At 73.7% G+C, this 25193-nt stretch carries 16 protein-coding genes; 7 read left to right on the top strand and 9 right to left on the bottom strand.

Annotated features, from left to right (window positions below; translation table 11 throughout):
• From ACFOVU_RS23975 to ACFOVU_RS24015, 9 genes are all read right to left on the bottom strand, one after another.
• Positions 1-761, bottom strand: a 761-nt coding sequence (locus tag ACFOVU_RS23975; RefSeq protein WP_378537195.1) for a beta-ketoacyl synthase N-terminal-like domain-containing protein, incomplete at its 3' end; no start/stop codon positions are given.
• A gap of 38 nt (positions 762-799) precedes the next feature.
• Positions 800-7918, bottom strand: a complete 7119-nt coding sequence (locus tag ACFOVU_RS23980; RefSeq protein ID WP_378537196.1) for a beta-ketoacyl synthase N-terminal-like domain-containing protein — start codon at positions 7916-7918, stop codon at positions 800-802.
• 671 nt (positions 7919-8589) lie between these two features.
• Positions 8590-9840, bottom strand: coding sequence for a styrene monooxygenase/indole monooxygenase family protein (locus tag ACFOVU_RS23985; protein ID WP_378537197.1), 1251 nt, complete (start codon positions 9838-9840; stop codon positions 8590-8592).
• 79 nt (positions 9841-9919) lie between these two features.
• Positions 9920-10477 (bottom strand): GTP-binding protein, encoded by a 558-nt coding sequence (locus ACFOVU_RS23990; protein ID WP_378537199.1) that lies wholly within the window; start codon positions 10475-10477, stop codon positions 9920-9922.
• A gap of 13 nt (positions 10478-10490) precedes the next feature.
• Positions 10491-10850, bottom strand: a complete 360-nt coding sequence (locus ACFOVU_RS23995; RefSeq protein WP_378537200.1) for a DUF742 domain-containing protein — start codon at positions 10848-10850, stop codon at positions 10491-10493.
• A gap of 53 nt (positions 10851-10903) precedes the next feature.
• On the bottom strand, positions 10904-11329 hold the full coding sequence (locus ACFOVU_RS24000; RefSeq protein ID WP_378537201.1) for a roadblock/LC7 domain-containing protein: 426 nt from the start codon (positions 11327-11329) through the stop codon (positions 10904-10906).
• Positions 11330-11423: 94 nt separating this feature from the next.
• Positions 11424-12800 (bottom strand): ATP-binding protein, encoded by a 1377-nt coding sequence (locus tag ACFOVU_RS24005; RefSeq protein WP_378537202.1) that lies wholly within the window; start codon positions 12798-12800, stop codon positions 11424-11426.
• Between the two features lie 875 nt (positions 12801-13675).
• The gene (locus ACFOVU_RS24010) at positions 13676-15148 is read right to left on the bottom strand and encodes an arabinose isomerase (RefSeq protein WP_378537204.1); all 1473 of its coding nucleotides are present in this window, start codon (positions 15146-15148) and stop codon (positions 13676-13678) included.
• A gap of 32 nt (positions 15149-15180) precedes the next feature.
• A complete protein-coding gene (locus ACFOVU_RS24015; RefSeq protein WP_378537206.1) occupies positions 15181-16227 on the bottom strand; it encodes a LacI family DNA-binding transcriptional regulator in 1047 nt (348 codons plus the stop codon).
• A gap of 320 nt (positions 16228-16547) precedes the next feature.
• Here ACFOVU_RS24015 and ACFOVU_RS24020 point away from each other — a divergent pair, with 320 nt between their 5' ends.
• The 7 genes from ACFOVU_RS24020 (at position 16548) to ACFOVU_RS24050 (ending at position 24992) form a co-directional block, all read left to right on the top strand.
• The gene (locus ACFOVU_RS24020; RefSeq protein WP_378538195.1) at positions 16548-18002 is read left to right on the top strand and encodes a sugar ABC transporter ATP-binding protein; all 1455 of its coding nucleotides are present in this window, start codon (positions 16548-16550) and stop codon (positions 18000-18002) included.
• Positions 17999-19039, top strand: coding sequence for an ABC transporter permease (locus ACFOVU_RS24025; protein ID WP_378537207.1), 1041 nt, complete (start codon positions 17999-18001; stop codon positions 19037-19039). The genes ACFOVU_RS24020 and ACFOVU_RS24025 overlap by 4 nt, the downstream gene beginning before the upstream one ends.
• Positions 19029-20081 (top strand): ABC transporter permease, encoded by a 1053-nt coding sequence (locus ACFOVU_RS24030; protein ID WP_378537209.1) that lies wholly within the window; start codon positions 19029-19031, stop codon positions 20079-20081. The genes ACFOVU_RS24025 and ACFOVU_RS24030 overlap by 11 nt, the downstream gene beginning before the upstream one ends.
• Positions 20082-20176: 95 nt before the next feature.
• Entirely contained in the window at positions 20177-21223 is a 1047-nt protein-coding gene (rhaS, locus tag ACFOVU_RS24035; protein ID WP_378537211.1) for a rhamnose ABC transporter substrate-binding protein, read from the top strand.
• A 21-nt stretch (positions 21224-21244) separates the two neighbouring features.
• Positions 21245-21562, top strand: a complete 318-nt coding sequence (locus ACFOVU_RS24040; RefSeq protein WP_378537212.1) for an L-rhamnose mutarotase — start codon at positions 21245-21247, stop codon at positions 21560-21562.
• Between the two features lie 130 nt (positions 21563-21692).
• Positions 21693-22859: an L-rhamnose isomerase gene (rhaI, locus tag ACFOVU_RS24045; RefSeq protein ID WP_378537214.1), complete on the top strand. Its 1167-nt coding sequence runs from the start codon at positions 21693-21695 to the stop codon at positions 22857-22859.
• Between the two features lie 78 nt (positions 22860-22937).
• A complete protein-coding gene (locus tag ACFOVU_RS24050; RefSeq protein WP_378537215.1) occupies positions 22938-24992 on the top strand; it encodes a bifunctional aldolase/short-chain dehydrogenase in 2055 nt (684 codons plus the stop codon).
• Positions 24993-25193: the final 201 nt, after the last annotated feature.

Below are 25193 nucleotides of genomic sequence, written 5' to 3' on the forward strand. Positions count from 1 at the left end.
CCGCCCGCCAGCCCCCGCTGGCGGCTGAAGGAGGTCCACGCGCCGGGCCCGGCGGCGATCATGACGCCGCCGGCCAGCGCGAGGGAGCAGTCGTCGGCGCGCAGCGACCGGGCGGCCAGGTGGATCGCCACCAGCGACGACGAGCACGCGGTGTCGACCGGTACGGCCGGGCCCTCCAGCCCCAGCGTGTAGGCGACCCGGCCGGCGGCGACGGCGGGCATGAGGCCCGTGAGGAGGTACGCCTCCATCCCGTCGCGGGCGTCGGCCACGCGCGGCCCGTACTCCTGGGCGGTCACGCCGGTGAACACCCCGGTCGGGCTGCCGCGCAGCGTCCCCGGCACGATCCCCGCCCGTTCGAGCGCCTCCCACGACACCTCCAGCAGCACCCGCTGCTGGGGATCCATGGTCAGCGCCTCACGCGGGCCGATCCCGAAGAACCCCGCGTCGAACCCGCCCGCGCCGTCGAGGAAGTGGCCCCGGCGCACGTACGTCGTCCCCGGGACCTCGGGGTCGGGGTCGAAGAGCCCGTCCAGGTCCCACCCGCGGTCGTCGGGGAAGTCGCCGACGGTCTCCCGTCCGGCGGCCACGAGGTCCCACAGGTCCTCCGGGGAGCGCACGCCCCCGGGGAACCGGCAGGCCATCCCGACGACCGCGATCGGCTCGTGTGCGCGCTCGGTCAGCTCCCCGACGCGGCCGCGCGCGCGGCGCAGGTCGGTCGTCATCTGCTTGAGCAGGCCGCGGAACTTCGCCTCGTTGTTCATGTCCCCACTCCCCGGGCCCGGATTCGCTGGTGCGAGGGTCACGAGATCCCGAACTCGTCGCAGATGAGATCGAACAGTTCGTCGTCGGAGGCGTCATTGACGTCGCGGTCGGGGACGGGCGCGGGGGGCGTCGAGTCCACCGGGCCGTGGTCGGCCACGATGCGCCGGAGCCGCTCCACCACCCGTGCGCGCTCGTCTGCGTCCATGTCCGGTGCGGACAGCGCGGCCTCCAGCCGGTCCAGGTCGGCGGGCACACCGGGGGCGTCGGGCGGGGCGGCCAGCAGCTCGTCGATCCGCCGGGCCAGCGCGGCCGGGGTGGCGTACTCGAAGACCGCGGTCGTGGGCAGCCCCAGGCCGGTCGCGGCGTTGAGCCGGTTGCGCAGGCGTGTGGCGGTCAGGGAGTCCACCCCGGCGTCCATGAACCCGCGCCCGGGCTCGACATCGGCGGCCCTCGCGTGCCCCAGGGCGCGGGCGGTGTGGTCGCGCACCAGCTCCAGCAGCACGGCCGCGCGTTCGGCGGGCGCCAGCCCGTCGAGATCGGCCCGCAGCCGCTCCCCCGGTGCCCCATCGGGCGGGGCGCCATCGCCGGTCTCCGGCGGCACGGACGAGGTCGCCCCCTCCCCCGCCCGAGGGGGCGCCAGCCAGTAGCGGCGGTGCTGGAACGCGTAGGTGGGCAGGTCCGCAGCCGCGGCGGAGCCCCGGTACACCGCCGCCCAGTCGATGTCGGCGCCCTGGGTGAACGCTTCGGCGGCCGAGGCCAGCAGCCGCGCGCCGCCGCCCTCGCCGCGGCGCAGCGACCCGACGGCCGCCCCCGCCTTCCCGGCCTCCTCCAGGGTGCCCTCGATGGCACCGGAGAGCACCGGGTGCGGGCTGACCTCGATGAACAGTTCGTGCCCCGCATCCGCCAGGGTGCGGACACCGTCGGTGAACCGCACCGGCTCGCGCAGGTTCCGGTACCAGTAGGCGGCGTCCAGCTCCGGGCCGTCGACCTGCGCACCGGTGACCGTGGAGACGAAGGGGACCTCGGGGGCGGTGGGGGCGATGTGGGCGAGCGGGCCGGTGATGTCGGCGCGCAGGCGCTCCATGTGCGGCGTGTGCGAGGCGTAGCCGACGTCGATGGCGCGCGCGGCGATCCCTTCGGTGGTGCACCGCTCGACCAGCGCGGCGATCGCCCTCGGGGCGCCCGCGACCACGGTGGCCTCGGGCCCGTTGTAGGCGGCGATGTGCAGGCCCTCGGGGAGGCGGTCCAAGAGCCGTCCGGCGGCCTCGGCCGGGAGCGGCACCGACGCCATCGCCCCGGCGCCCGCCCGCTCGCGGACCGCCCGGCTGCGCAGCGCCACCACCGCGGCGGCGTCCGCGGTCGACAGCGCACCGGCGACGCACGCCGCCGCGACCTCGCCCTGGGAGTGGCCGATCACCGCGGCCGGCTCGACGCCCAGCGCGCGCCAGGAGCGGGCCAGCCCCACCATGACCGCCCACAGCAGCGGCTGGACGACGTCCACCCGCTGCGGCGCGGGGGCGTCCGCACCGCCCCGCACGGCGTCCATGAGCGACCACCCGGTGTGCGGAGCGAGCGCCTCGGCGCACTCCGCCAAGGCGTCGCGGAACACCGGCGACTCCGCGGCCAGCTCGGCGGCCATTCCGGCCCACTGCGAGCCCTGGCCGGGGAACACGAACACGGGGTCGCGCCGCGCGGACGAGCGGGCGCCGTCCGAGGGCTCCGCGGTGACGACTCCGGCCGCCGGTACGCCCCGCGCCAGGGCGTCGAGCCCGCCGATGAACCCGGCACGGTCGCTCGCCAGGACCACCGCGCGGTGCTCCAGGGCCGAGCGCGAGACCGCCAGCGCGCGGCCGACGTCCGCGTCCCCGATGCCGGGAGCCGCCGAGACCGCGCGGTGTAACCGGGCCGCCTGCTCCCGCAGCGCCGCCTCGCTGCGCGCCGAGATCACCCACGGCAGCACCCCGTCCCCGTCCTCGGGCGGTTCCACGGGCGGGGACGCCTCCGGCACGGCGGGCACGGCCGCGCCGTCGCCGGCCGGTGCGGGGTCGGGGTGGTCCCCTGCGGGCGTCGCACCGCCGGACCGCCCCTCTGCGGTCGTGGGCGGACGGGCCGGGCCCGCGGCCGCCGCCACCGGTGCCTCCTCAATGAGGACGTGGGCGTTGGTGCCGCTGATCCCGAACGACGACACCCCCGCGCAGCGCGGCCGGTCCCCCCGCCGCCAGGGCACCTCTTCGCGCAGCAGCTCCACCGACCCGCCCGACCAGTCGACGTGCGGGGTGGGCTCGTCGACGTGCAGGGTCGCCGGGAGCAGGTCGTTGCGCAGCGCCTGGACCATCTTGATGACCCCGCCGACGCCGGCCGCCGCCTGCGCGTGCCCGATGTTGGACTTCAGCGACCCCAGCCGCAGCGGGCGCTCCGCGTCGCGGGCGCGCCCATAGGCGGCGATCAGCGCCGTGGCCTCGATCGGGTCCCCCAAGGCCGTTCCGGTGCCGTGCGCCTCGACGGCGTCGACATCGGCCGCCGCCAGCCCGGCGCCGGCGAGCGCCTGGCGGATCACGCTCTCCTGTGAAGGGCCGTTGGGGGCGGTGAGCCCGTTGGAGGCGCCGTCCTGGTTGATCGCGCTGCCGCGGACCAGCGCCAGGATCCGGCGCCCGTTGCGCCGGGCGTCCGACAGCCGCTCCAGCACCAGCACGCCCACGCCCTCCGCCCATGCCGTGCCGTCGGCTCCGGCGGCGAAGGGCTTGCACCGGCCGTCGGGCGCCAGCCCGTTCTGCCGGGAGAACTCGGTGAACATCCCCGGGTGGGCCATGACCGCGGCGCCGCCCGCCAAGGCGAGCGCGCACTCGCCGCCGCGCAGCGCCTGGGCGGCGAGGTGCAGGGCGACCAGCGACGACGAGCAGGCGGTGTCGACCGTGACCGCGGGGCCCTCCAGCCCCAGGGTGTAGGCCACCCGGCCCGACAGCACCCCGCCGGTGCCCCCGGTGAGCAGGAAGCCCTCGACGTCCTCGCCCGCCTCGTGCGGGCGCGGGCCGTAGCCGGAGGACATGGCCCCGGTGTAGACGCCGGTGCGGCTGCCGCGCAGCGACGCGGGACCGATCCCGGCGCGTTCGACGGCCTCCCACGAGACTTCGAGGAGCTGGCGCTGCTGGGGGTCCATCGCCAGCGCCTCGCGCGGGCCGATGCCGAAGAACGCGGCGTCGAACCCGGCCGCGTCGTCGAGGAACCCGCCGTGGCGGACGCGGCTGCGGCCCGGCCCGCCGGCGCCGGTGCCTGCGAGGCCGTCGAGGTCCCATCCGCGGTCCTCGGGGAAACCGGTGATGGCGTCGCGGCCCTCGGCGACCAGCCGCCACAGGTCCTCGGGCGAGCGCACCCCGCCGGGGTAGCGGCAGGCCATGCCCACGATCGCGATGGGCTCCCCCGCCGGCGGGTGCGCGGCGACGGGGGTGTCGGCCCGCCCCGCTCTCACGGCGAGGTCGCAGAGGTGCCGGGCGAGCGCGGCGGGGGTGGGGTGGTCGAAGATCACCGTCGGGGGCAGGTCGGCGCCGAGCGAGGCGCGCAACCGCTGGCGGAGGTCGACCGCGGACAGCGAGTCGAAGCCCAGGTCCTTGAAGGTGTGCTCGGGGTCGACGGCGTCGGCCGAGGGGTGTCCGGCGATGGCGGCGGCCTCGGCCCGCACCCACTGGGTGGCCAGGCGGATCCGGCTCCGGGTACCCAGGGCGGCGAGGGTGGACAGCGGTGTCGGCCGTCCGTCGCGCTCGGCGGAGCCGCGCCGCCGGTCCTCATCGGCATCGGGCGCCGTTCCCGGCGCGGCCGACGGCGCGGCGGGCTCGGCGGCCGGCTTCTCGGCGGGCTCCGCGGCGGCCGGTGGAGGCGGGGCTCCGGGGTCGTCGGTGAACCAGTGGCGCCGCCGCTGCCAGGCGTAGGTGGGCAGGGCGACCCGCCGGGCACCGCTCCCGGCGAAGAACGCCGGCCAGTCCACCGCGGCACCGGCCGCGTGCAGCCGACCGAGCGCCGTGACCAGCGCTTCGGGCTCGGGCCGCTTGGCGTCCTGCGCCGCGACCGCAACGATGTCCACGCCAGGTGGCACGGCCTCGGGCGCCATCGCGCTGAGCACGCCGTCGGGCGAGACCTCCAGAAGCACCCGCGCCCCTGCGGTGTGCAGCTCGTTCACCGCCTCACCGAAGAGCACCGGCTCGCGCGCGTTGCGCACCCAGTACTCGGCGGAGCAGAGTTCGGTGCCGGCCGGGGACCCGGAAACGGTGGAGACCACCGGAACCGCCGCCGGGTGGAACTCGCATCCGGCGGCCACGGCGCGGAACTCGGGCAGGACGGGGTCCATGAGCGGCGAATGACCGGCCGGGCCGATCCGCAGCCGACGCGTGCGCACGCCCAGCGCCTCGAAGCGCGCGGCCCCCCGCTCGATCGCGTCGGCCGCACCGGACACGACCGTTGAGTCCGGCCCGTTCACCGCCGCCACGGCCAGCCGGGGATCGTCGGCGATGACGCGTCCGGCATCGGCCGCGCCCGCGCGCACGGCGAGCATCGCGCCCGGGGGCAGCGAGGCCATGAGCCGTCCGCGGGCACAGACCAGGCGGGCGGCGTCGTCCAGGGACAGCACGCCGGCGACGTGGGCCGCCGTCAGCTCGCCGACGGAGTGGCCCGCGAGGTGCCCGGGCCGGACGCCCCACACGTCCAGCAGCCGGACCAGCGCCACCCCGAAGGCGAACAGGGCGGGCTGGGTGTACTCCGTGCGGTCGAGGGCCGCCGCGTCTTCGAACATGGTGTCGAGGAGGGGGCGGTCCAGGTGGGGGTCGAGGTGGGCGCACACCTCGTCGAGCGCACGCGCGAACGCCGGGAAGGCGGTGTAGAGCCCGCGGCCCATGCCCGCGCGCTGGGGCCCCTGTCCGGGGAAGAGGAACGCCACCGGCGCCGGGCCTGCGCCGGGTGCGGCGGCACCCTGCACGACGCCCGGGTCCGGGGCGCCCGCGGCGACCGCGTCCAGGCCGCGCAGCAGGTGGTCGCGCGCCGCTCCGACCACCACCGCGCGGTGGCGCAGCGCGGACCGGCCGGTGGCCAGGGAGAAGGCGATGTCGGTATTCGTGTCGCCGGGACGGGCTCCGACGTGTGCCCGCAGGCGCTGCGCCTGTGCCCGCAGCGCCTCTTCGGTCTGCCCGGACACGACCCACGGCACGACGCCGAGACCCGCGGCCCGCTCCGGACCGTCGTGCCCGCCGGCGCCGGCGATGCCCGTCGCGCTGCCGTCGCCCGTGTCCCCGGACGGTGCGACGGGCGCATCCGGCCGCGGCACGTCGTCCCCCCGGGACGCCGGAGCAGCCTCCCCCGAACCACGCACCGCCCCCCGCGCAACCTCCGCGGCCCCGCCCTGACCCGGCACCCGCACCGGGCTCTCCGGCTCAGTGCCCTCGGGGCCCCGCCGGGCCGCCGGGTCGGTGGGGCCCGCCCCCGGGAGCGGATCGCGTGCCCCGGGCGTCGGGGAGGGCACGATCCCTCCGGCCCGTTTGGGCCGCGGGCGGGCGGGGGCGCCCAGTGACCTCCCCCCTCTGGTCGCCTGATCCGGTGCCGCCTGCCGGAGCCGGACACTGCCAGGCGCGGCCGCCGCCGCAACGCCCCGGTCCGATGCGGGGCCGCCGCGGCCGGAGGGCCCGCGTGCATCGCGGCCCGGTGCGGCCTGCGCACGCCACGACGGCTGAGGGCCGGTCACCCCCGCCGAGCACGTGGAGGGTGCCGTCGGCGCGCCGTCCTCGTCCAAGCCGGGCTCGGTCCGGGGGGTGGGCACCGGCGGGCACGGCTCGGTGGGCCCGGAAGGCTCGGTCGGGCGCAGTGCAACGGGCCCGGCAGGCTCGGGCGGGGCCGGTACTTCGGACGCCCCGGCCTGGGGCGCTTCGCCGACGACCACGTGGCAGTTGGTACCGCCCATCCCGAAGGCGCTGACCCCCGCGAGCAGCGGGCGGTCGGGATCGGGCCACGTGTCCAGCTCGGTCTGCACGCGCAGGCGCAGCCGCCCCAGGTCGATGCGGGGGTGGGCCGCGGCGAAGTTGAGGCTGGGCACGAGTGCGCGGTTGCGGATGCTCAGCGCGGTCTTGATCAGCCCCGCCATTCCGGCCGCCCCCTCCAGGTGGCCGATGTTGGTCTTGGCCGAACCCACCGCGAGAGGCCGCGCGGCCTGGCGCGACGCTCCCAGGACCGAGCCCAGGGCGGCGGCCTCGATCGGGTCGCCCACGGGTGTGCCCGTGCCGTGCAGCTCGACGTACTGGGCCTCCGCCGGGTCGGCTGCGGCGTTGCGCCAAGACCGGCGCAGGACGGCCGCCTGCGCCGCCGCGCTGGGCACGGTGAGGCCGTCGGTGGCACCGTCGTTGTTGACCGCGCTGCCGCGGATGACGCAGTGGACGTCGTCGCCGTCGGCGAGCGCCGCGGCCAGCGGCTTGAGCACCACCATGCCGCCGCCCTCGCCGCGCACGTAGCCGTTGGCGCGGGCGTCGAAGGTGTAGCAGCGGCCATCGGGGGACAGCGCGCCGAACTCGGCCATCCCGATGCCGCTCTCGGCCGCCAGGATGAGGCTCACCGCGCCGGCCAGCGCGATGCGGGACTCGCCCGTGCGCAGGCTCTCGCACGCCAGATGCACGGCGACCAGCCCCGACGCCTGGCCGGCGTCCACGGCGACGCTGGGCCCGCACACCCCCAGCACGTAGGAGACGCGGTTGGCGATCGCCCCCCGGTACAGCCCGGTGGCCGTGTGGCGGGTGATGGCCGTCGGCCCGCTCCGGTGGACCAGCGCGGCGTAGTCGTCGGCCATGGCGCCCACGAACACGCCGGTCTCGGTGCCGCTCAGCGCCGCGGGGACCGTTCCGGAGTCCTCCAGCGCCTCCCAGCCCAGTTCCAGCATGAGGCGCTGCTGGGGGTCCATCGCCGCGGCTTCACGTGGGGCGATGCCGAAGAAGCCGGCGTCGAACGCGTCGACCCGGTCGAGGAACCCGCCCCGGCGCGGCCCGCCGGCGGGCCGGAGGAGGTCGTCGCGGTCGCGCGGGACCTCGCCGATGGCGCTGGCGCCGTCGGCCAGCAGCCGCCAGTACGCCCCGGGATCGGGCGCGCCCGGGAAGCGGCAGGCCATCCCGATGACGGCGATCGCCGCCCCCATTCCGGAAACGGCGTCGTTCCCGGCCCAACGCGAACCGCGCGGCACCATGCCACCCCACTCACCATCGCTCGTCGCCGAATTCGTGGAGCGGCAGCGGGGTCACCCCCCACTGGCCGCCCATGCTCTTCCCGCGGATCACCCTCAGCAAAATGTCCGACACGCCGTTTTTGGTGGCGTTTCGGAGAATCCGAGGGAGTTATCCCAAGCCGCTTCGACCGCCATCGGACCGCTATGTCGTGATACCGTCCGACACATCGGACGGGTGGCCGCGGCCGACGGTTTTCCGCGCGGGGAAAGACGCCGACCGGCCGAAACCAGTCGGCATGGCGATACGGACTGTCCGAGTCCGTCAACACGCGCTGCCCGCACGGCACACCTCCGGGGTCCGGGGAGGAGCAATCGCACGGAAGAAATTTTCGGCAGCCAAGAGCGCCGTGCGCCGCAGGATGCCGCATCCCCTCCGCTGTCCACCTGAAAAGTCCACGGGGCAGCCTAACGTCCCTGCATAAGCACGGGCAATATGCAGACTCCCCTTAGGGAGTGCAGATAATAGCCCTCTCCGCCTTACCTGATATCAGTGAGGCTCATGGGTCACGAGTGACAAGCGGCCCGGAACCTCCGAGGAGGGCATCCGGGCCGCATAAAAAGGTGTTGCTTTGCGCCTATTCCGATCATCGGTTATGGGCCGCCGTAACCTCGGCGAGATAGGCGTAGGCTCCCTCGGGGTCGAACAGCCAGTCGGCGTAGGCGGGCGGGTTGTTCCAGCCCTGGATCCACCGGTCGGCGATCTCCTGGTACTGCGTGGCCGCACCCAGCACATCCTGGAGGTGCTGCGGCTGCTCGATCTCCCAGTACGACGAGATGGTCTCGGCCCACTGCTCGGCGACCCTGCCATAGGTCCAGAACCGCTCGAACATGCTGGTCATGAACTCTTCGTCGAAGGGGCGGTCGCCGCGCTGGAGGATGGACTCCAGGTAGCTCTTCGCGCACCTCGTGGAGTTGTTCCACCCCTGGCCGGCGAACGGGTCGGACGTGATCACGACGTCGGAGATCCCGAGCACCCGCCCACCCGACGGCAGCACCCCCACGGGCTTGCGCACCTGCGGGTTCAGCGACTCGATGAGGCGGCTGTTGCCGTCGACCAGCTCGGCGCCGCGCACCCGCTCGTAGTAGTGCGGGGCGTGCTTCTGGAGCAGGTCCTGCATGCGCCGCCACTGCTCGCGCGGGCTCGGCCGGTCCTGCCAGCTGTCCATGGGGCTCGCGTGCTTGCCCACGACGAACATGGAGTGGCAGGGGCCCTCGGCCGTGAGGATGGGGAAGAACCAGATCATCCCGGCGTCCTCGGCCGCGCCGACCCACCCCACGGACTCCGGCTCACCGGGGTCGGGCGCCACGTCGTAGATGTGGGCCTGCGCCAGGACCCGGTGCCGGGCGCTGCTGAAGCGGCTGTGGTCGGTGTCGAAGAGGGCACCCAGCTCCCCATGCCCCACGGCGACCACGATGAGGTCGAACATCCGGGAGAAGTAGTCGAGGTCGCTCAGGGTGACGCCGTGGATGACGACCTTGCCCCCGCAGTCCTCGAAGTACTCCAGCCAGTCGGCCATCTTCACGCGGCGGTCGACGGAGACGGCGTAGCCGTCGAAGTGGCCCGCGAGCTGAATGGGCTCGGGGACACCGGACGGGTAGAGGTGGAGCTTGCTCTTTTCGATGTGGGGCGCCTGTGAGCTCCAGAAGTCCAGATGGAGCTCGCGCTCGTACTCCAGCACGGTCGGGTAGGTGAGCTGCGTGATCGACGGGCGCCCGGTGCGGATCTCGGTCGAGGTCTGCCCGGTGATCACGGTGACGTCGTACCCGTGGCTGAGCAGGCCGTGTGCCAGGTGGAGCCCCGACTGACCGGCGCCGACGATGAGGATCTTACGCATCCTGTATGTACTTTCCCGGGATCGGTCTGATGAGAAGGTGTCCCTCCCGCGCGGAAGGGGTGCCGGTCGGCATGGGGGCTCAGCCGACGGGGGTGGCGGCCGCGTTGGTGGCCAGCGCGTAGCGGAGCAGCGTCTTGAGCACCATCCCGCCCGAGGAGCGGTCGCGGGCGTCGAAGTCGATGATGGGGACGTCGTCGCTGACCTCCAGCGCCTCGCGCACCTGGTCGATCGAGAAGTCGAGCCGGCCGTCGAACTTGTTGAGCGCGACGATGTAGGGGATGCGGCGGTTGGTCTCGAAGTAGTCGACCGCGTCGAAGCTCTCGGCGAGGCGGCGGCAGTCGACCACCACGACCGCGCCCACCGCGCCGCGCACCAGGTCGTCCCACATGAACCAGAACCGGGCCTGGCCGGGCGTGCCGAACATGTACATGATCAGCTGCCGGTCCACGGTGATGCGCCCGAAGTCCATGGCGACCGTGGTGGTCACCTTCCGGGGCGTGGCCGAGGTGTCGTCGTAGTCGACGCTCGCCTCGGTCATCACCGCCTCGGTGGTCACGGCGGGGATCTCCGATACCGAACTGACGAGTGTGGTCTTGCCGGCGCCGAAGCCCCCCGCGATGACGATCTTGGTCGACATCTTGGTCTGGATGTCATTGGAAAAGTCGTTCGAGACCACGAAGCGCCCTTTCGAGAACCTGGTTTTCCGACGGGCTGTTGCCCGTGATGGTGGGGTGGATGTAGACGAGGCCGAGTTCGGCGAGGTCGCTCAGGAGGACCTGGGCGACCCCGAGCGGGATCTTCAATTCGGCCGCGACCTCGGCGACGGAACGCGTCTCCCGGCACAGCAGATAGATGTTCTGCGACTCGGGCATGAGATTCGGCGGCGGATCGTTGCTGGGATCCGCGGTCGAAACGAGCGTCTGCACCATGAGCGGATGACGCGACCTGGTCCTACCCCCTGTGAAGGTGTAGGGGCGGATGCGCGTACTCCTTCGCCTGCGGTAGCTCATAACTGTGGCAACCTCTTCATGATTCAGGTCCAGCCGTTCCTGGCACCGCCGACTCAGTTTCCGATGACTTCGCGCAGCTCAGAGCGCAGTTGCGGGGTGAGCGCGTGGCCGACGTTCTCCACCAGGCGCGTCATCTGGTAGGCGACGATCTTCATGTCGGCGCTGGGCGAGCTGAGCACCGCGAGGCAGGAGCCGTCGCTGATCGACATCACGAACAGGTGCCCGCGCTGCATGCGGACGATCAGCTGTTCGCAGGTGCCCTTGGCGAACAGGTTCGCGCCGCCGACGGCCAGGCTGTGCAGCCCGCTGGCGATGGCCGCGAGCTGTTCGGCGTTCTCCTCGGGGAAGTCGCGCGAGGAGGTGAGCAGCAGTCCGTCGGAGGAGACCACGATGGCGTGCTCGACCCCGTTCACGTCGCCGACGAAATTGGAGATGAGCCAGGTGAAATTCTCCGCGTTGGCACTCAACTGGTCGTTCATGGGTGTTCCTGCCTCTTGACTGCTGTTTAGGGGTCGTGTGCGCGGCCGGGAGGCCGCGCGGTCGCGCGCGAGCATGCCGTGCGGGGCCATCGCGCTAATCGTTCGCTTCGGTGGCGGCGCGCTCGCCCTCCATGAAGCCGCCGAGGTCGTCGCGGATCCGCTCGGCCCGGGCATCGGCCGATTCGGCGGGCGGCGGCGTGAACTCGGGCTGGACGGGGGCCGGAACCACGCGCGCGGCACCGTCGGACCGGCCGGCGCTGCGGCGGGGCAGCCCCGCCGCCGTGACCGCCGCGCCACCGCTGGGGCGGCCGGGGCCGCGGGAGCCGGCCGGGGCGGGCGGCGCGCTCTGCGAGCGGGGGTGCGGGGCGACCGACGGCATGCCGCGGGTCGGCCGCTGCTCGGGGGCCTCGGGACGCGGGCCGAACGCGGTGAGCAGGCGCTCGGGGATGACGGTGTAGGCGCTGGTCCCGCGGAAGGCGCGCCCTTCGAGCTGCACCCGGAGCCCGTGGCGGTGCGCGATGCGGCTGGCGACGTAGAGGCCCATGTGCCGCATGACGCGCTCGTCGAGGACGGGGGCACCGCTGAGGCGCGCGTTGAGGTCGGCGAGCTGGTCGCCGGGGATGCCGATCCCCTCGTCCTCCACGGTCATCAGCAGGCCGCCCCCCGCGCGGCTCTGGCCGCTGATGACCACCTGCGCGTGGTCGGGCGAGTGCGTGGTGGCGTTGTCGAGCAGCTCCGCCAGCAGGTGGCTGATGTCGTCGGCGGCGGCGCCCGCGACGAAGATCTCGGGCAGCCGGCCGATGTGCACCCGGCTGTAGTCGCGGATCTCGGAGGTGGCGGCGCGCGCGACGTCGAGCAGGGGGACCGGCTCGACGTGGGGGTCGTCGCTCTCCTGGTCGGCGAGCACGAGCAGGTTCTCGCCGTTGCGGCGCATCCGGGTGGCGAGGTTGTCGATCTCGAACAGCTTGTCGAGCAGTTCGGGGTCCTCGGTGATGTCCTCCAGCTTCTCCACGACCGCCAGGAGGGAGTCGACCAGGGCGAGGTCGCGCATGGCCAGCCCCGCCAGGGCGTCGGTGATCAGTGCCGATTCGCGGGCCCGGGGGCCGGTCGGCGCGGTGCCGGCGGGCGGGCCGCCGGGCGCCGGTACGGCCGGCCGGGACGGCGGCGGCTGCGGCGACTGCCGGTGGGCGGTGGGCGCCGCTACGGCGGGCGGGCCCGCGTGCTGCCCGGTGTAGGGCGCGGGCCGGGCCGGGGGCGGGGCGGTCGGTTGTGCCGGCACCTGCGCGTGCGCCGCGGCCTGCGGGGGCTGCTGCGCCGGAGCGGGGGGCTGCTCCTGGGCCGGGGGCCGGGCGGGCGCGGGGGCCGGGGCGGGCGGCGCCCACGGCGACTCCCGCGGGGCCCGGGCCAGCCCGCACCACGACAGCAGCCTGCGGAATCGTCCGCCGCGGCGGGATCGCGACGCGCCCGTCATCTGCGTTCGGTGATGGCCTTCGCTACCTGGCGGTGAGGGCGCCTGTGCCACAACACGCCTCCTCGTTTCGGGTGGGGGTGGACAACGACTTCGGCCCTGGGGCGCGCCGGGTGGGCGGCACGCCGGTTCCTGCAAGGGCCGCACGGGACGCCCGCGTTGGTCGCTCCGGGCGTCGCCGTCACTGCGATCATTCGGATTCGCCGCGCAATGGGGCATCCGCCCTCATTTCACCGGATCACCACGATCACCCGGAAAATGCGGCACGCCCCAAAGAAAGCGCTCCTCCGATCGCCTGAGATATTCGCACGGACAACGCGCTGTTTTCAGTGGAACCGTTAATGTTCGACCGATTCAAGCGTGAGCCTAGCAAAGGAGTTCCGCGACATCAGGCGGTTCGCGAGATCCACCATCGAAACGCATGACCAGGCACGACGCGTCCGGATGCGAGGTAACGCAGACATCGACCGCTATGTCGGAAAATGACCCGTTGTCGATCGTGCGCGTTCGGTGCGAGCTTTGATGATGGTGGTGAATGCGGTGTCCGGCGGAGAAATCCACCCGCACTGGGCGAAGATCACCCGGACGCCATTTCCGCCGCGTTCCTCGAGGCAGCGGCCGCCGGACCCGCACCACGGCCGTGACCTTTCACCGCGACTCCGGGCCCTTCTCCGGCGGGTGCGGCGGCCCCGCCCGGGCAAAGCGGAACGGGCCGCCGGGCGAGGCCCGGCGGCCCGTCGGCCGCGTCGCGAGGGGGTGCGGAGGCGGGGTGATCCGCCCGTGGGCGCATCGGGTTGCACGCGAAAATCGGTGCAATTGCGCGGACGCACATGCAGGGCACCACCGGGGGGGGTACACGAGGCCGCCCCGGTCGCCGGTCAGACCTGCACGAACTCCAGCCCCATCAGGTCGGCGACGGCGCGGATCTCCGCCGCGCGGTGCCCCGTGCCCAGCGCCCAGTGGTGGGAGACCCCGGTGGCGCTCCACTCGTCGGTCCACTCCCCGGGGTCGCGGCCGAAGTCCACCCGCGAGGTCGTGTTGCCGATGGCCAGGTGCGGGCCGTCCACCACCTCGCCCTCCGAGGCCAGGAGCGCGAACCGGCCGTCGCGGCGCTGGATGACGCCGAACGTCGTCACCGGCCCGTGCGTGACGTCGAACTCCACGGACACGCCCCACCCGCGCTTGCCGTGGTAGACCCCCAGGCCCCGCAGCAGCGGGCGGGTGGCGCTGATGGCCAGGTGCGCGGGGCCGTCGTGGCCCATCTCGACGTGGCCGCGGTCGAAGTCCAGCGCCTGAAGCTCGGTGAAGGACCCGCCGCCGCCCAGCCGGTCCATGATGAGCATGGCCAGCGACGTGCGCAGCTCGTACTCGCCCGCCGCCGGCACGCCGCGGGCGGTGAGCAGCGAGGCGCCCAGGATCATCCCCGCGCCCAGCCGCTCGTGCAGCTCGCCCTCCAGCCCGCGGTGGTAGTAGGCGAGGCTGTCCAGGCCGAAATCGGCGACCAGCCGGTCCAGCCCCACCGCGATCCGCGCGCCCCACCGGAAATCGTCGTCGACCACCGACGCGTCGACCTCGAAGACCTCACGCGCCTCGGCCACCTTGGCGGCGACCTCGGCGGAATCGCCCTCGGGCAGGCGCACCCGCAGGTCGTCGAACTCCAGCACCTCCACGTGCCCGCCGAGGTTGGCGGTGACCAGCGTGAGGTCGGTGGAGACGTCGAGCATCCCCGGGTAGAGGTGCCCCATCAGCCCGTGCCTGCCCCGCCGCAGCGCCGCGCGGACGCCGGCCGCGCGCACCCACCGCTCGATGCGGGTCCAGGCGCGCTCGTCCTCCAGGTGCCCCGATACCGACCGGAAGGGGATCCCGCAGCGCAGGAACGTGTTGGCCATCTCCGGCAGCGGGCAGGCACCGCAGTAGGCCAGCCACTGCCCGGTGTCGAAGGAGTCGTGGTCCATCGACGGCGACGGCTGGAGGTTGATGAGCAGGACGGGGGCGTCGGCGCGCTGCGCGATCGGGGTGACCATGGTGGCGGTCATGTAGGTGGTGAGGAAGCAGACGATCAGGTCGCAGTCGGCGGCGCGCAGCCGCGCCGCGGCGTCGGCGCCCTCCTGGGCGTCGGAGATGAACCCGGCGTCCACCACCTCGACCGCCGTTCCGGGACCGCCGATGGCGCGCATGCGCTCGGCGACGCGCGCGGCCGAGCGGCGCAGCTGCGGGAGCAGGTCGGGGAACTGGGGCCAGTAGGCGCCCAGGCCGCCGGCCACCAGCCCGATGCGGATGGGGCGGCGTGCGGCGGCGGGCGCGGCGGCCGGGGTCGCGTCTGCGGGGCGGTCAAGGGAAGCGCTGCTCATGGGGTTCCTTCCGCGGTAGGGGTGGGTCCCCGTCACTCCCTCAGGGCGGCGGTGGACCCGCGGACGACCAGTTCCGGCGCGAAGCGCATCTGCTCGTGCCGGTGGCCGGTGTCGTGCAGCTCCGAGAGCAGGAGCCGCATGGCGGCCCGGCCCAGCTCGTACTTGGGCTGGGCGACCGTGGTGAGGCCGGGGTGGACGAGCGCGGAGAACCCGACGTCGTCGTAGCCGACAACGGACAAGTCCGCGGGCGCGCTGAGCCCCCGCTCCCCCAGGCCCTTCAGCACGCCCAGGGCGAGCTGGTCGTTGGCGCAGAACACCGCCTGCGGGCGCCGGCGCGGCCCGCCGGCGAGGATCCCCTCGACCGCCTTCTCCCCGGCTTCGGCGGTGAGCTGCGGGGTCCGCACGATGCGCACGGCCTCATCGGGGTCGATGCCGGACTCGGCCAGTGCGGCGCGCAGCCCGGCCAGGCGGGTGCGGCACTGCTCCAGGCCCTCGGGGCCGCTGAGGTAGGTGATCCGCTCGTGCCCGAGGTTGATGAGGTGGCGCCCGGCCGCCGCCCCTCCGGCGTGGTTGTCGACCGCCACGCTGCATCCGGTCTCGGCGCCGACGTCGCCGCGGTCGAGCAGCACCCAGGGCACGCCCTGCTTGCGCAGCCACAGCAGGTCGGCGGTGTCGCCGTCGACCGGCATGACCACGGCTCCGGCGGCGCGCTGTTCGGCGAGCAGGCGCAGGGAGCGCTGCTGGCGCTCCTGCCGTTCGGCGGAGTTCAGCAGGACGACCGCCAGGCCCTCGCCGGCCGCCACGTCCTCGACCCCGCGGGCGACTTCGGTGAAGAAGGGGTTGGTGATGTCCAGGACGAGCAGGCCCACGGAGTCGCTGCGGCCCGAGCGCAGGCTGCGGCCGGAGGAGTTGCGCACGTAGTCGAGGTCGCGGATGGCGTCCTCGACCCGGGCCCGGGTGGCTTCGGCGACCCGCTCGGGGCGGTTGAGGACGTTGGAGACCGTCCCGGGGGACACGCCGGCGCGGGCTGCGACGTCGTTGATGCCGACGGGCCGGCGGACGCCTTCTGTCGAGGACAACGCTGCTTCTCCGGGGTCTCGGTGGATCTGGGCGCTCATGCTCACAGGTCGATTAAAACGTGTCAACAGTTGAAGTGCACGCCGGAGTCGCACGTCAGGCCCGAAGGGTGCAGGGAGCAGCGTTCGGCGACCGGCGCGGCACCCATGGTGACGCGGGAGCAATGTTGGCTCACCCCCCTTGACTGCCCGCGTGTGACCCACCTAACGTCCTCCTCAATTGAAACGTTTTTCCACCGGAACGATGGGAGGACGCCGTGACCGCCCAGCCGCCGACGGCACCTCCGCCCCTCTCCCTGGCCGGGGTGGCGAAGTCCTTCGGGATGGTCGCGGCCCTCCAGGGCGTCTCACTGGAGCTGCGCGCGGGCGAGATCCACGCGCTCTGCGGCGAGAACGGGGCGGGCAAGTCCACGCTGGTGAAAACGATCGCGGGCGTGCACCGCCCCGACCAGGGGCACGTCGAGGTCGACGGGCGCCCCACCGTCTTCGCCGCCCCCGCCGACGCCCGGCGCGCGGGCGTCGCCGTCATCTACCAGGAGCCGACGCTCTTCCCCGACCTCTCGGTGGCCGAGAACATCTTCATGGGCCGCCAGCCCCTGGCCCGCGGGCGGCGGATCGACCGCGCGGCCATGCACGCCGCCACCGACCGGCTGTTCGCCCGGCTGGGCGTGCGCATCGCCCCCGATCGGCCCGCCCGCGGCCTCTCCATCGCCGACCAGCAGCTCGTGGAGATCGCCAAGGCCATGTCCCTCGACGCGCGGGTGCTGGTCATGGACGAGCCCACGGCGGCGCTGTCGGGGGTCGAGGTGGAGCGGCTGTTCTCCGTCGCGCGCTCGCTGCGCGACGACGGCGCGGCGGTGCTGTTCATCTCGCACCGCTTCGACGAGGTCTTCGCGCTGTGCGACCGCATCACGGTGATGCACGACGGCCGGCACATCTCGACCGACCCGGTGGCGGCGCTGACCGTCGACACCGTGGTGCGCCGGATGGTCGGCCGCGACGTCGGCACCCTCTACCCCAAGCAGGACGCCGAGCGGGGCGCGCCCGTCCTGGAGGTGGCCGGGCTGACCCGTCGGGGGGTGTTCTCCGACGTCTCCTTCACCGTGCACGCCGGCGAGATCGTCGCGCTGGCCGGGCTCGTGGGGGCCGGGCGCAGCGAGGTGGTGCGCGCCGTGTTCGGCGTGGACCGCTACGACTCCGGGACGGTGCGCGTGGCCGGCCGCGCGCTGGCGCCAGGGCGGCCCGCCGCCGCGATGGCCGCCGGGGTGGCGCTGGTCCCCGAGGACCGCCGCCAGCAGGGGCTGGTCATGGAGGCGTCGATCGCGCGCAACGCCACCCTGACACGGCGGTGGCGGCTGAGCCGGTTCGGGCTGCTGCGCCGCAGCGCCGAGGAGCGGGCCACGCGGGCCTGGGCCGAGCGGCTGAGCCTGCGGTCGGGGCTGTTCACCGAGCCCGTCTCCACGCTCTCGGGCGGCAACCAGCAGAAGGTCGTGCTGGCGAAGTGGCTGGCCACCGAGCCGCGGGTGCTCATCGTCGACGAGCCGACCCGGGGCATCGACGTCGGGACCAAGGCGGAGGTGCACCGGCTGCTGTCGGAGCTGGCCGGGCAGGGGCTGGCGGTCGTCATGGTCTCCAGCGAGCTGCCGGAGGTCCTCGGCATGGCCGACCGCGTCCTGGTCATGCACGAGGGGCGGATCACCGCCGGGCTCTCCCGGGACGAGGCGACCGAGGAGTCCGTCATGTACGCGGCGACGGGGGCACGAGGGGGTGCGCGGTGAGCGCCCCCGCTGCCGCCGCGCCCGCCGGGGAGCACGGGGGCGCGGACCCCGCTGCCGGACGGCGGATCCGGCAGGTCCGCGAGCTGGGCATCCTGCTGGCCCTGGTGCTGCTGGTGGCCGCGACCACGGCCTACAACCCCAACTTCCTATCCGGGCAGAACATCCGCGACCTGCTGCTGGGCGCGACCCTGCTGACCATCCTCGCGGTGGGCCAGTCGATGGTCCTCATCACCCGCAACGTCGACCTGTCGGTGGGGTCGGTCCTGGGGCTGTCGGCGTTCGCCGTGGGCACGCTGTTCGTGTCGTTGCCCGGGCTGCCGCTGCCGGTGGTGGCGCTGGCCGGGGTGCTGGTCGGCACCGTGTGCGGCGTGGTCAACGGCGTCCTGGTGGCCGCCGCGCGGGTCCCGGCCCTGGTGGTCACGCTGGGCACGCTCTACATGTTCCGCGGCGTCGACTACTGGTGGGCGTCGGGCCGGCAGATCAACGCCGCCGACATGCCCGCCGCGTTCCTGGGCCTGGGCCGCACGACGGTGCTCGGGATCCCCGTTCCGGCACTGATCGCGCTGGCGGTCGTGCTGGCCGCGGGCTGGTACCTGGGGTCCTACCGCAGTGGGCGCGAGCTCTACGCCGTCGGCTCCGAGCCGAACGCGGCGCGGCTCAGCGGCATCCCCGTGGACCGGCGGGTCTTCCTGCCCTTCGTGGTCAACGGCGCGCTCGCCGGGCTGGCCGGGGTGCTCTACGCCGCCCGGTTCGGCACGCTCGACGCGACCGTGGGCACGGGCCTGGAACTGGAGGTCGTGGCCGCCGCCGTCGTGGGCGGGGTGGCGATCTTCGGCGGCAGCGGCACCGTCTACGGCGCCGCGCTGGGCGCCCTGCTGCTCACCACCATCGGCGCCGCGCTGCCGATGCTGCGGATCGACTCGTTCTGGCAGCAGGCGGTGGTGGGCCTGCTCATCCTCGTCGCGATCGGACTGGACCGGCTGCTGGCGGTGCGCACCGCCCGCCGGCTCCGGGGAGGTGGATCCCATGGCGCCTGACATCGGCGCGCCGGCCGCCGGCACCGCCCCCTCGGGGCCGCGCCCGCCCGGCACCCGGCCGGCCCTGCGCCGCGTCCTCGCGGCGCGCGAGACCTCGGTCATCGGGGCGCTGCTGGTGTCGGTGCTGGCCGCCTCCCTGTTCGTCGAGGGGTTCGCCAGCGGGCGCAACGGCGGTTTCCTGGTCCTGGACATCGCCTGCATCGCGCTGATCGCGCTGCCGATGACGCTGGTGGTCATCACCGGCGAGATCGACCTGAGCGTGGCCAGCACCCTGGGGCTGACCAGCGCCGCCATGGGGCAGCTGTGGGTCATGGGGGTGCCGCTGGAGACCATCGTGCCCCTGTGCCTGGTGCTGGGCGCGGTGCTGGGCGCGGTCAACGGCGTGCTGGTGACGGTGGTGGGACTGCCCTCGCTGGCGGTCACCATCGGCACCATGGCGATGTACCGGGGGCTGGCCTACGTCGTGCTGGGCGACCGGGCGGTCGCCGACTTCCCGTTCTCCTGGACCGGCGGGGCCACGGCCCGGCTGCCCGGGACCGACGTCCCCTGGGTCGCGCTGCTGATCGCCGGGCTGGCCGTGGTGTTCGGCGTGGTCCTGCACGCCACCCCCGTGGGGCGCGCCCTGTACGCCATCGGCAGCAACGACGAGGCCGGCCGGTTCTCCGGGATCGCGGTGCGCGCGACCAAGATGTGGCTGTTCACCGTGTCGGGCGCCGTCGCGGCGCTGGCCGGGGTGTTCTGGACGCTCCAGTACGGCAGCGCGCGGGCCGACAACGCCTCAGGGCTGGAGCTGTCGGTGGTCGCCGCGGTGCTGCTCGGCGGGGTGTCGATCTTCGGCGGCAGCGGCACGCTGCTCGGTGTCGTAGGGGGCGTGCTGCTGCTGGGCACGGTCCGCAACGCCCTCCAGCTCGCTGATGTGTCCTCCGATGTGCTGTCCATCGTCACCGGGCTGCTGCTGGTGGTCTCGGTGGTCCTGCCCAACGCGCTGGCGCGGATCCGGGAGTGGCGGCGCAGACCCGCGGCGCCGCCGGCCCGGACCTGACCGGCCGCCGCCCTCCACCCGTCCCCTTGCACGAACACGAGGTGAGCTCAATGTTGCGATCCCGGCCGACACGGCCGACCCGGATCAGGTACGGCGTGACCGCCACGGCCGTCGCCGGCGTGCTGCTGGCCAGTGCCGCCTGCGGTGGCACCACGCGCGGCGACGCCGAGGAGTCCGGCGGCCAGGGAGCCGCCGGAGAGGCCGACCCCGACGCGGAGATCCCCGAGGGCCTGGCCATCAGCTTCCTGCCCAAGCAGCTCAACAACCCGTACTCGACCTACGCCAACACCGGCGGCGAGGAGGCGGTGACGGAGCTGGGCGGGGAGTACAAGGAGGTCGGCCCCTCCGAGGCGTCGGCGTCGTCGCAGGTCAGCTACGTCAACACTCTCAGCCAGCAGGGCAGCGACGTCATCGTGATCGCCGCCAACGACCCCAACGCGGTGTGCAGCGCCCTGAACCAGGCCCGCCAGGCGGGCGCGGCGGTCGTGGCCTACGACTCCGACACCGACCCCGACTGCCGCGACATCTTCATCAACCAGGCGACGGCAGCGGACATCGCGGCGATCCAGATCGAGATGATCGCCGAGCAGATCGGCGGCGAGGGCGAGATCGCGTTCCTGTCGGCGACCCCCAACGCCACCAACCAGAACACCTGGCTGGAGCTGATGGAGGAGGAGCTCCAGAAGGAGGAGTACGCCGGCATCGAGGTGGTCGACACGGTCTACGGCAACGACGACGACCAGAAGTCGTTCGAGGAGATGCAGGGGCTGTTGCAGAGCCACCCCGATCTCGCGGGCGTGGTGTCGCCGACCACGGTCGGCATCGCCGCCGCGGCGCGCTACCTGAGCGCCTCGGACTACAAGGGCGAGGTGGCGCTGACCGGCCTGGGCACGCCCAACCAGATGAACGAATACGTCAAGGACGGCACGGTCGAGGAGTTCGCGCTGTGGGACCCCAAGGACCTGGGGTACCTGGCCGCCTACGCCGGGGCCGCGCTGTCGGCCGGGCAGATCACCGGGGCCGAGGGCGAGACCTTCGAGGCCGGGCGCCTGGGCGAGTACACGGTCGGGGCCGACGGCGAGGTCGTGCTCGGCCCACCGACCGTGTTCAACGCCGACAACGTCGACGACTACGACTTCTGACGGCACGAAAGGACGGGTGGCATGCAGCGCGTCTGCTTCCTGCTGAAGGTCCGCGAGGACCGGCTCGCGGAGTACCGCGAGCGGCACGCCGAGGTGTGGCCGGACATGCTGGCCGCGCTGAGCGATGCCGGGTGGCGCAACTACTCGCTGTTCTGCCGGCCCGACGGCCTGCTCGTGGGCTACCTGGAGACCGACGACTTCGCCGCGGCGCAGGAGGCCATGGCGCGGACGGAGGTCAACGCCCGCTGGCAGGCCGAGATGGCTCCGTTCTTCGAGGGGCTGGACGGCCGCCCGGACGAGGGCATGGTGCCGCTCGCCGAGGTCTTCCACCTGGAGTAGGGCTCGTTTGAGATGAATCGATTCACCTGCCGCCCGCCCCCAGCGGCGCCGGCCGCCGCCCGCTGAAGCGGCGGCCGGGCCCGGACGGCCCGTCCCCTCCCCTGAGACCGCAATGTGCGAAGGAGTCCCCATGACCGACCTCGGCGACGTCGCCTCAGCTCTCCGGCAGCAGGCCATCGAGCTCCCCTCCTGGGCGTTCGGCAACAGCGGCACCCGGTTCAAGGTGTTCGCCCGCGCCGGAGTCCCCCGCACGCCGCAGGAGAAGATCGCCGACGCCGCGCAGGTGCACCGCTACACCGGTATCGCGCCCAGCGTGGCGCTGCACATCCCGTGGGACACGGTGGAGGACTACTCGGCGCTCGCCGCCCACGCCCGCGACCTGGGCGTGCGGGTGGGGGCGATCAACTCCAACGTCTTCCAGGACGACGACTACATGCTCGGCAGCGTCACCCACCCCGACGCCAAGGTGCGCCGCAAGGCCCTGGACCACCTGCTGGCCTGCGTGGACATCATGGACGCCACGGGCTCCACCGACCTCAAGCTGTGGTTCTCCGACGGCACCAACTACCCCGGCCAGGACGACATCCGAGCCCGCCAGGACCGGCTGTCGGAGGCGCTCACGGCCGTTCGCGACCGGCTGGGCGAGGGGCAGCGGTTCCTGCTGGAGTACAAGCTGTTCGAGCCCGCGTTCTACACCACCGACGTGCCCGACTGGGGCACGGCCTACGCCCACTGCGTGAAGCTGGGCGACAAGGCGCAGGTGGTGGTCGACACCGGGCACCACGCGCCGGGCACCAACATCGAGTTCATCGTGGCGTTCCTGATGCGCGAGGGCAAGCTCGGCGGGTTCGACTTCAACTCGCGGTTCTACGCCGACGACGACCTGATGGTGGGCGCGGCCGACCCCTTCCAGCTGTTCCGGATCATGTACGAGGTGGTGCGGGGCGGCGGCCACCTGCCGTCGTCGGGGATCGCGTTCATGCTCGACCAGTGCCACAACATCGAGCCGAAGATCCCCGGGCAGATCCGCTCGGTGCTCAATGTGCAGGAGGCGACCGCCAAGGCGCTGATGGTCGATGCCGGGGCGCTGGAGGCGGCGCAGCTGGCGGGGGACGTCCTTGGGGCCAACGCGGTGCTGATGGACGCCTACAACACTGATGTCCGGCCGTTCCTGGCCGACCTCCGCGCCGGGCAGGGGCTCGACCCCGACCCGATGGCCGCCTTCGCCCGATCGGGGTACCAGGAGCGCATCGACGCCGAGCGCGTGGGCGGGCAGCAGGCCGGCTGGGGGGCCTGAGCGATACCGCACCCCGGCACGACCACGGGGCGCCCGGCGCCCCGGTATCCGACACCGATTTCCCCAGGGGACGACGACATGACCGAGCAGACCCATCACGAGGTCGCCGCGCTGCTGGACCGCTCGCACCGGCTGGGTGCCGACCCGCGCAACACCAACTACGCCGGCGGCAACGCGTCGGCCAAGGGCGAGGCGACCGACCCGGTGACGGGCGAGCCCGTGGAGCTGATGTGGGTGAAGGGGTCGGGCGGCGACCTCGGGACGCTGACCGAAGCGGGGCTGGCGGTGCTGCGGCTGGACCGGCTGCGCGCGCTCACCGGGGTCTACCCGGGGGTGGAGCGCGAGGACGAGATGGTCGCGGCGTTCGACTACTGCGCCCACGGCAAGGGCGGCGCGGCACCCTCGATCGACACCGCGATGCACGGCCTGGTGGAGGCGGCGCACGTGGACCACCTGCACCCCGACTCCGGGATCGCGCTGGCGTGCGCGGCCGACGGCGAACGGCTCACCGCCGAATGCTTCGGCGACCGGGTGGCCTGGGTGCCGTGGCGCCGGCCCGGCTTCCAGCTGGGCCTGGACATCGCCGCGATCAAGCGCGCCAACCCCGGGGCGATCGGGGTGATCCTCGGCGGCCACGGGATCACGGCGTGGGGCGACGACAGCGACACCTGCGAGCGCAACGCGCTGGAGATCATCCGCACCGCTGAGGCGTTCATCGCGGAGCGCGGCGAGGGGCGGCCCCACCCGTTCGGCGCCGAGGTCGCGGCCCTGGCCCCGCTGCCCGAAGCGGAGCGGCACGCACGCGCGGCGGCCCTGCTGCCGGTGGTGCGCGGGCTGGCCTCGACCGACCGGCCCCAGGTGGGGCACTACACCGACAGCGACGCGGTGCTGGACTTCCTGGCCCGCGCCGAGCATCCGCGGCTGGCGGCGCTGGGCACCTCCTGCCCGGACCACTTCCTGCGGACCAAGGTGCGCCCGCTGGTGCTGGACACCGCCCCCGACGCCCCGCTGGAGGAGGCGGTGGAGCGCCTCGGCGAGCTGCACGCCGCCTACCGCGAGGACTACCGCGCCTACTACGAGCGCCACGCGGAGCCGGACTCCTCGCCCGCCATGCGCGGCGCCGACCCGGCGATCGTGCTGGTGCCGGGGGTGGGCATGTTCTCCTTCGGCGCCGACAAGCAGACGGCGCGGGTGGCCGGGGAGTTCTACGTCAACGCGATCAACGTGATGCGCGGCGCCGAGACGATCTCGGCCTACGCGCCGATCCCGGAGTCGGAGAAGTTCCGGATCGAGTACTGGGCGCTGGAGGAGGCCAAGCTCCAGCGGCGCCCCAAGCCCAAGGCGCTGGCGTCGCGGGTGGCGCTGGTGACCGGCGGGGGGTCGGGGATCGGCCGGGCCGTGGCCCTGCGGCTGGCCGCCGAGGGGGCGTGTGTCGTGGTGGCCGACCGCGACGCCGGCGCGGCGGCGAAGGTGGCCGCGGAGATCGGCGGGGACGACGCCGCGGTCGCCGTGACCGTCGATGTCACCGACGCCGGGCAGATCGCCGAGGCCGTGCGGGCGGCGGTGCTGGCGTTCGGCGGCGTGGACCTGGTGGTCAACAACGCGGGGCTGTCGATCTCCAAGCCGCTGCTGGAGACCACCGAGGCCGACTGGGACGTCCAGCACGGGGTGATGGCGCGCGGCTCCTTCCTGGTGGCGCGGGAGGCCGCACGGGTGCTCGTCGCCCAGGGGATGGGCGGCGACATCGTCTACATCTCCAGCAAGAACGGGGTGTTCGCGGGTCCCAACAACGTGGCCTACGGTGCGGCCAAGGCGGACCAGGCCCACCAGGTGCGGCTGCTCGCCGCCGAACTGGGCGGGCACGGGGTGCGGGTCAACGGGATCAACCCCGACGGCGTGGTGCGGGGTTCGGGGATCTTCTCGGGCGGATGGGGCGCCAAGCGCGCGGCGGTCTACGGGGTCCCCGAGGAGGAGCTGGGCGCGTTCTACGCCCAGCGGACCCTCCTCAAGCGAGAGGTCCTGCCCGACCACGTGGCCAACGCGGTCTATGCCCTGACCTGCGGAGAGCTCAGCCACACGACCGGCCTCCACATCCCGGTGGACGCGGGGGTGGCGGCGGCGTTCCTCCGCTGACACCCGGGAGGCTTCGCCGGCACCACCCCGGTCCGGCACCGGAGCCCACGACCGCCCGGCCGACCACACAGGCCCCTCGAAGAGCAAGGACCCCCATGCCACCACCTGAGGCTCCACCCGGCCCGGAACGGACGGCGCGCCCACCGCCACGTCAGCGGATCGCCGCGGCGTGAACGCCTGCGGATACACCCGGCCGCAGCG

The sequence above is a fragment of the Nocardiopsis sediminis genome (assembly GCF_042650565.1).
Taxonomy (GTDB): domain Bacteria; phylum Actinomycetota; class Actinomycetes; order Streptosporangiales; family Streptosporangiaceae; genus Nocardiopsis_B; species Nocardiopsis_B sediminis.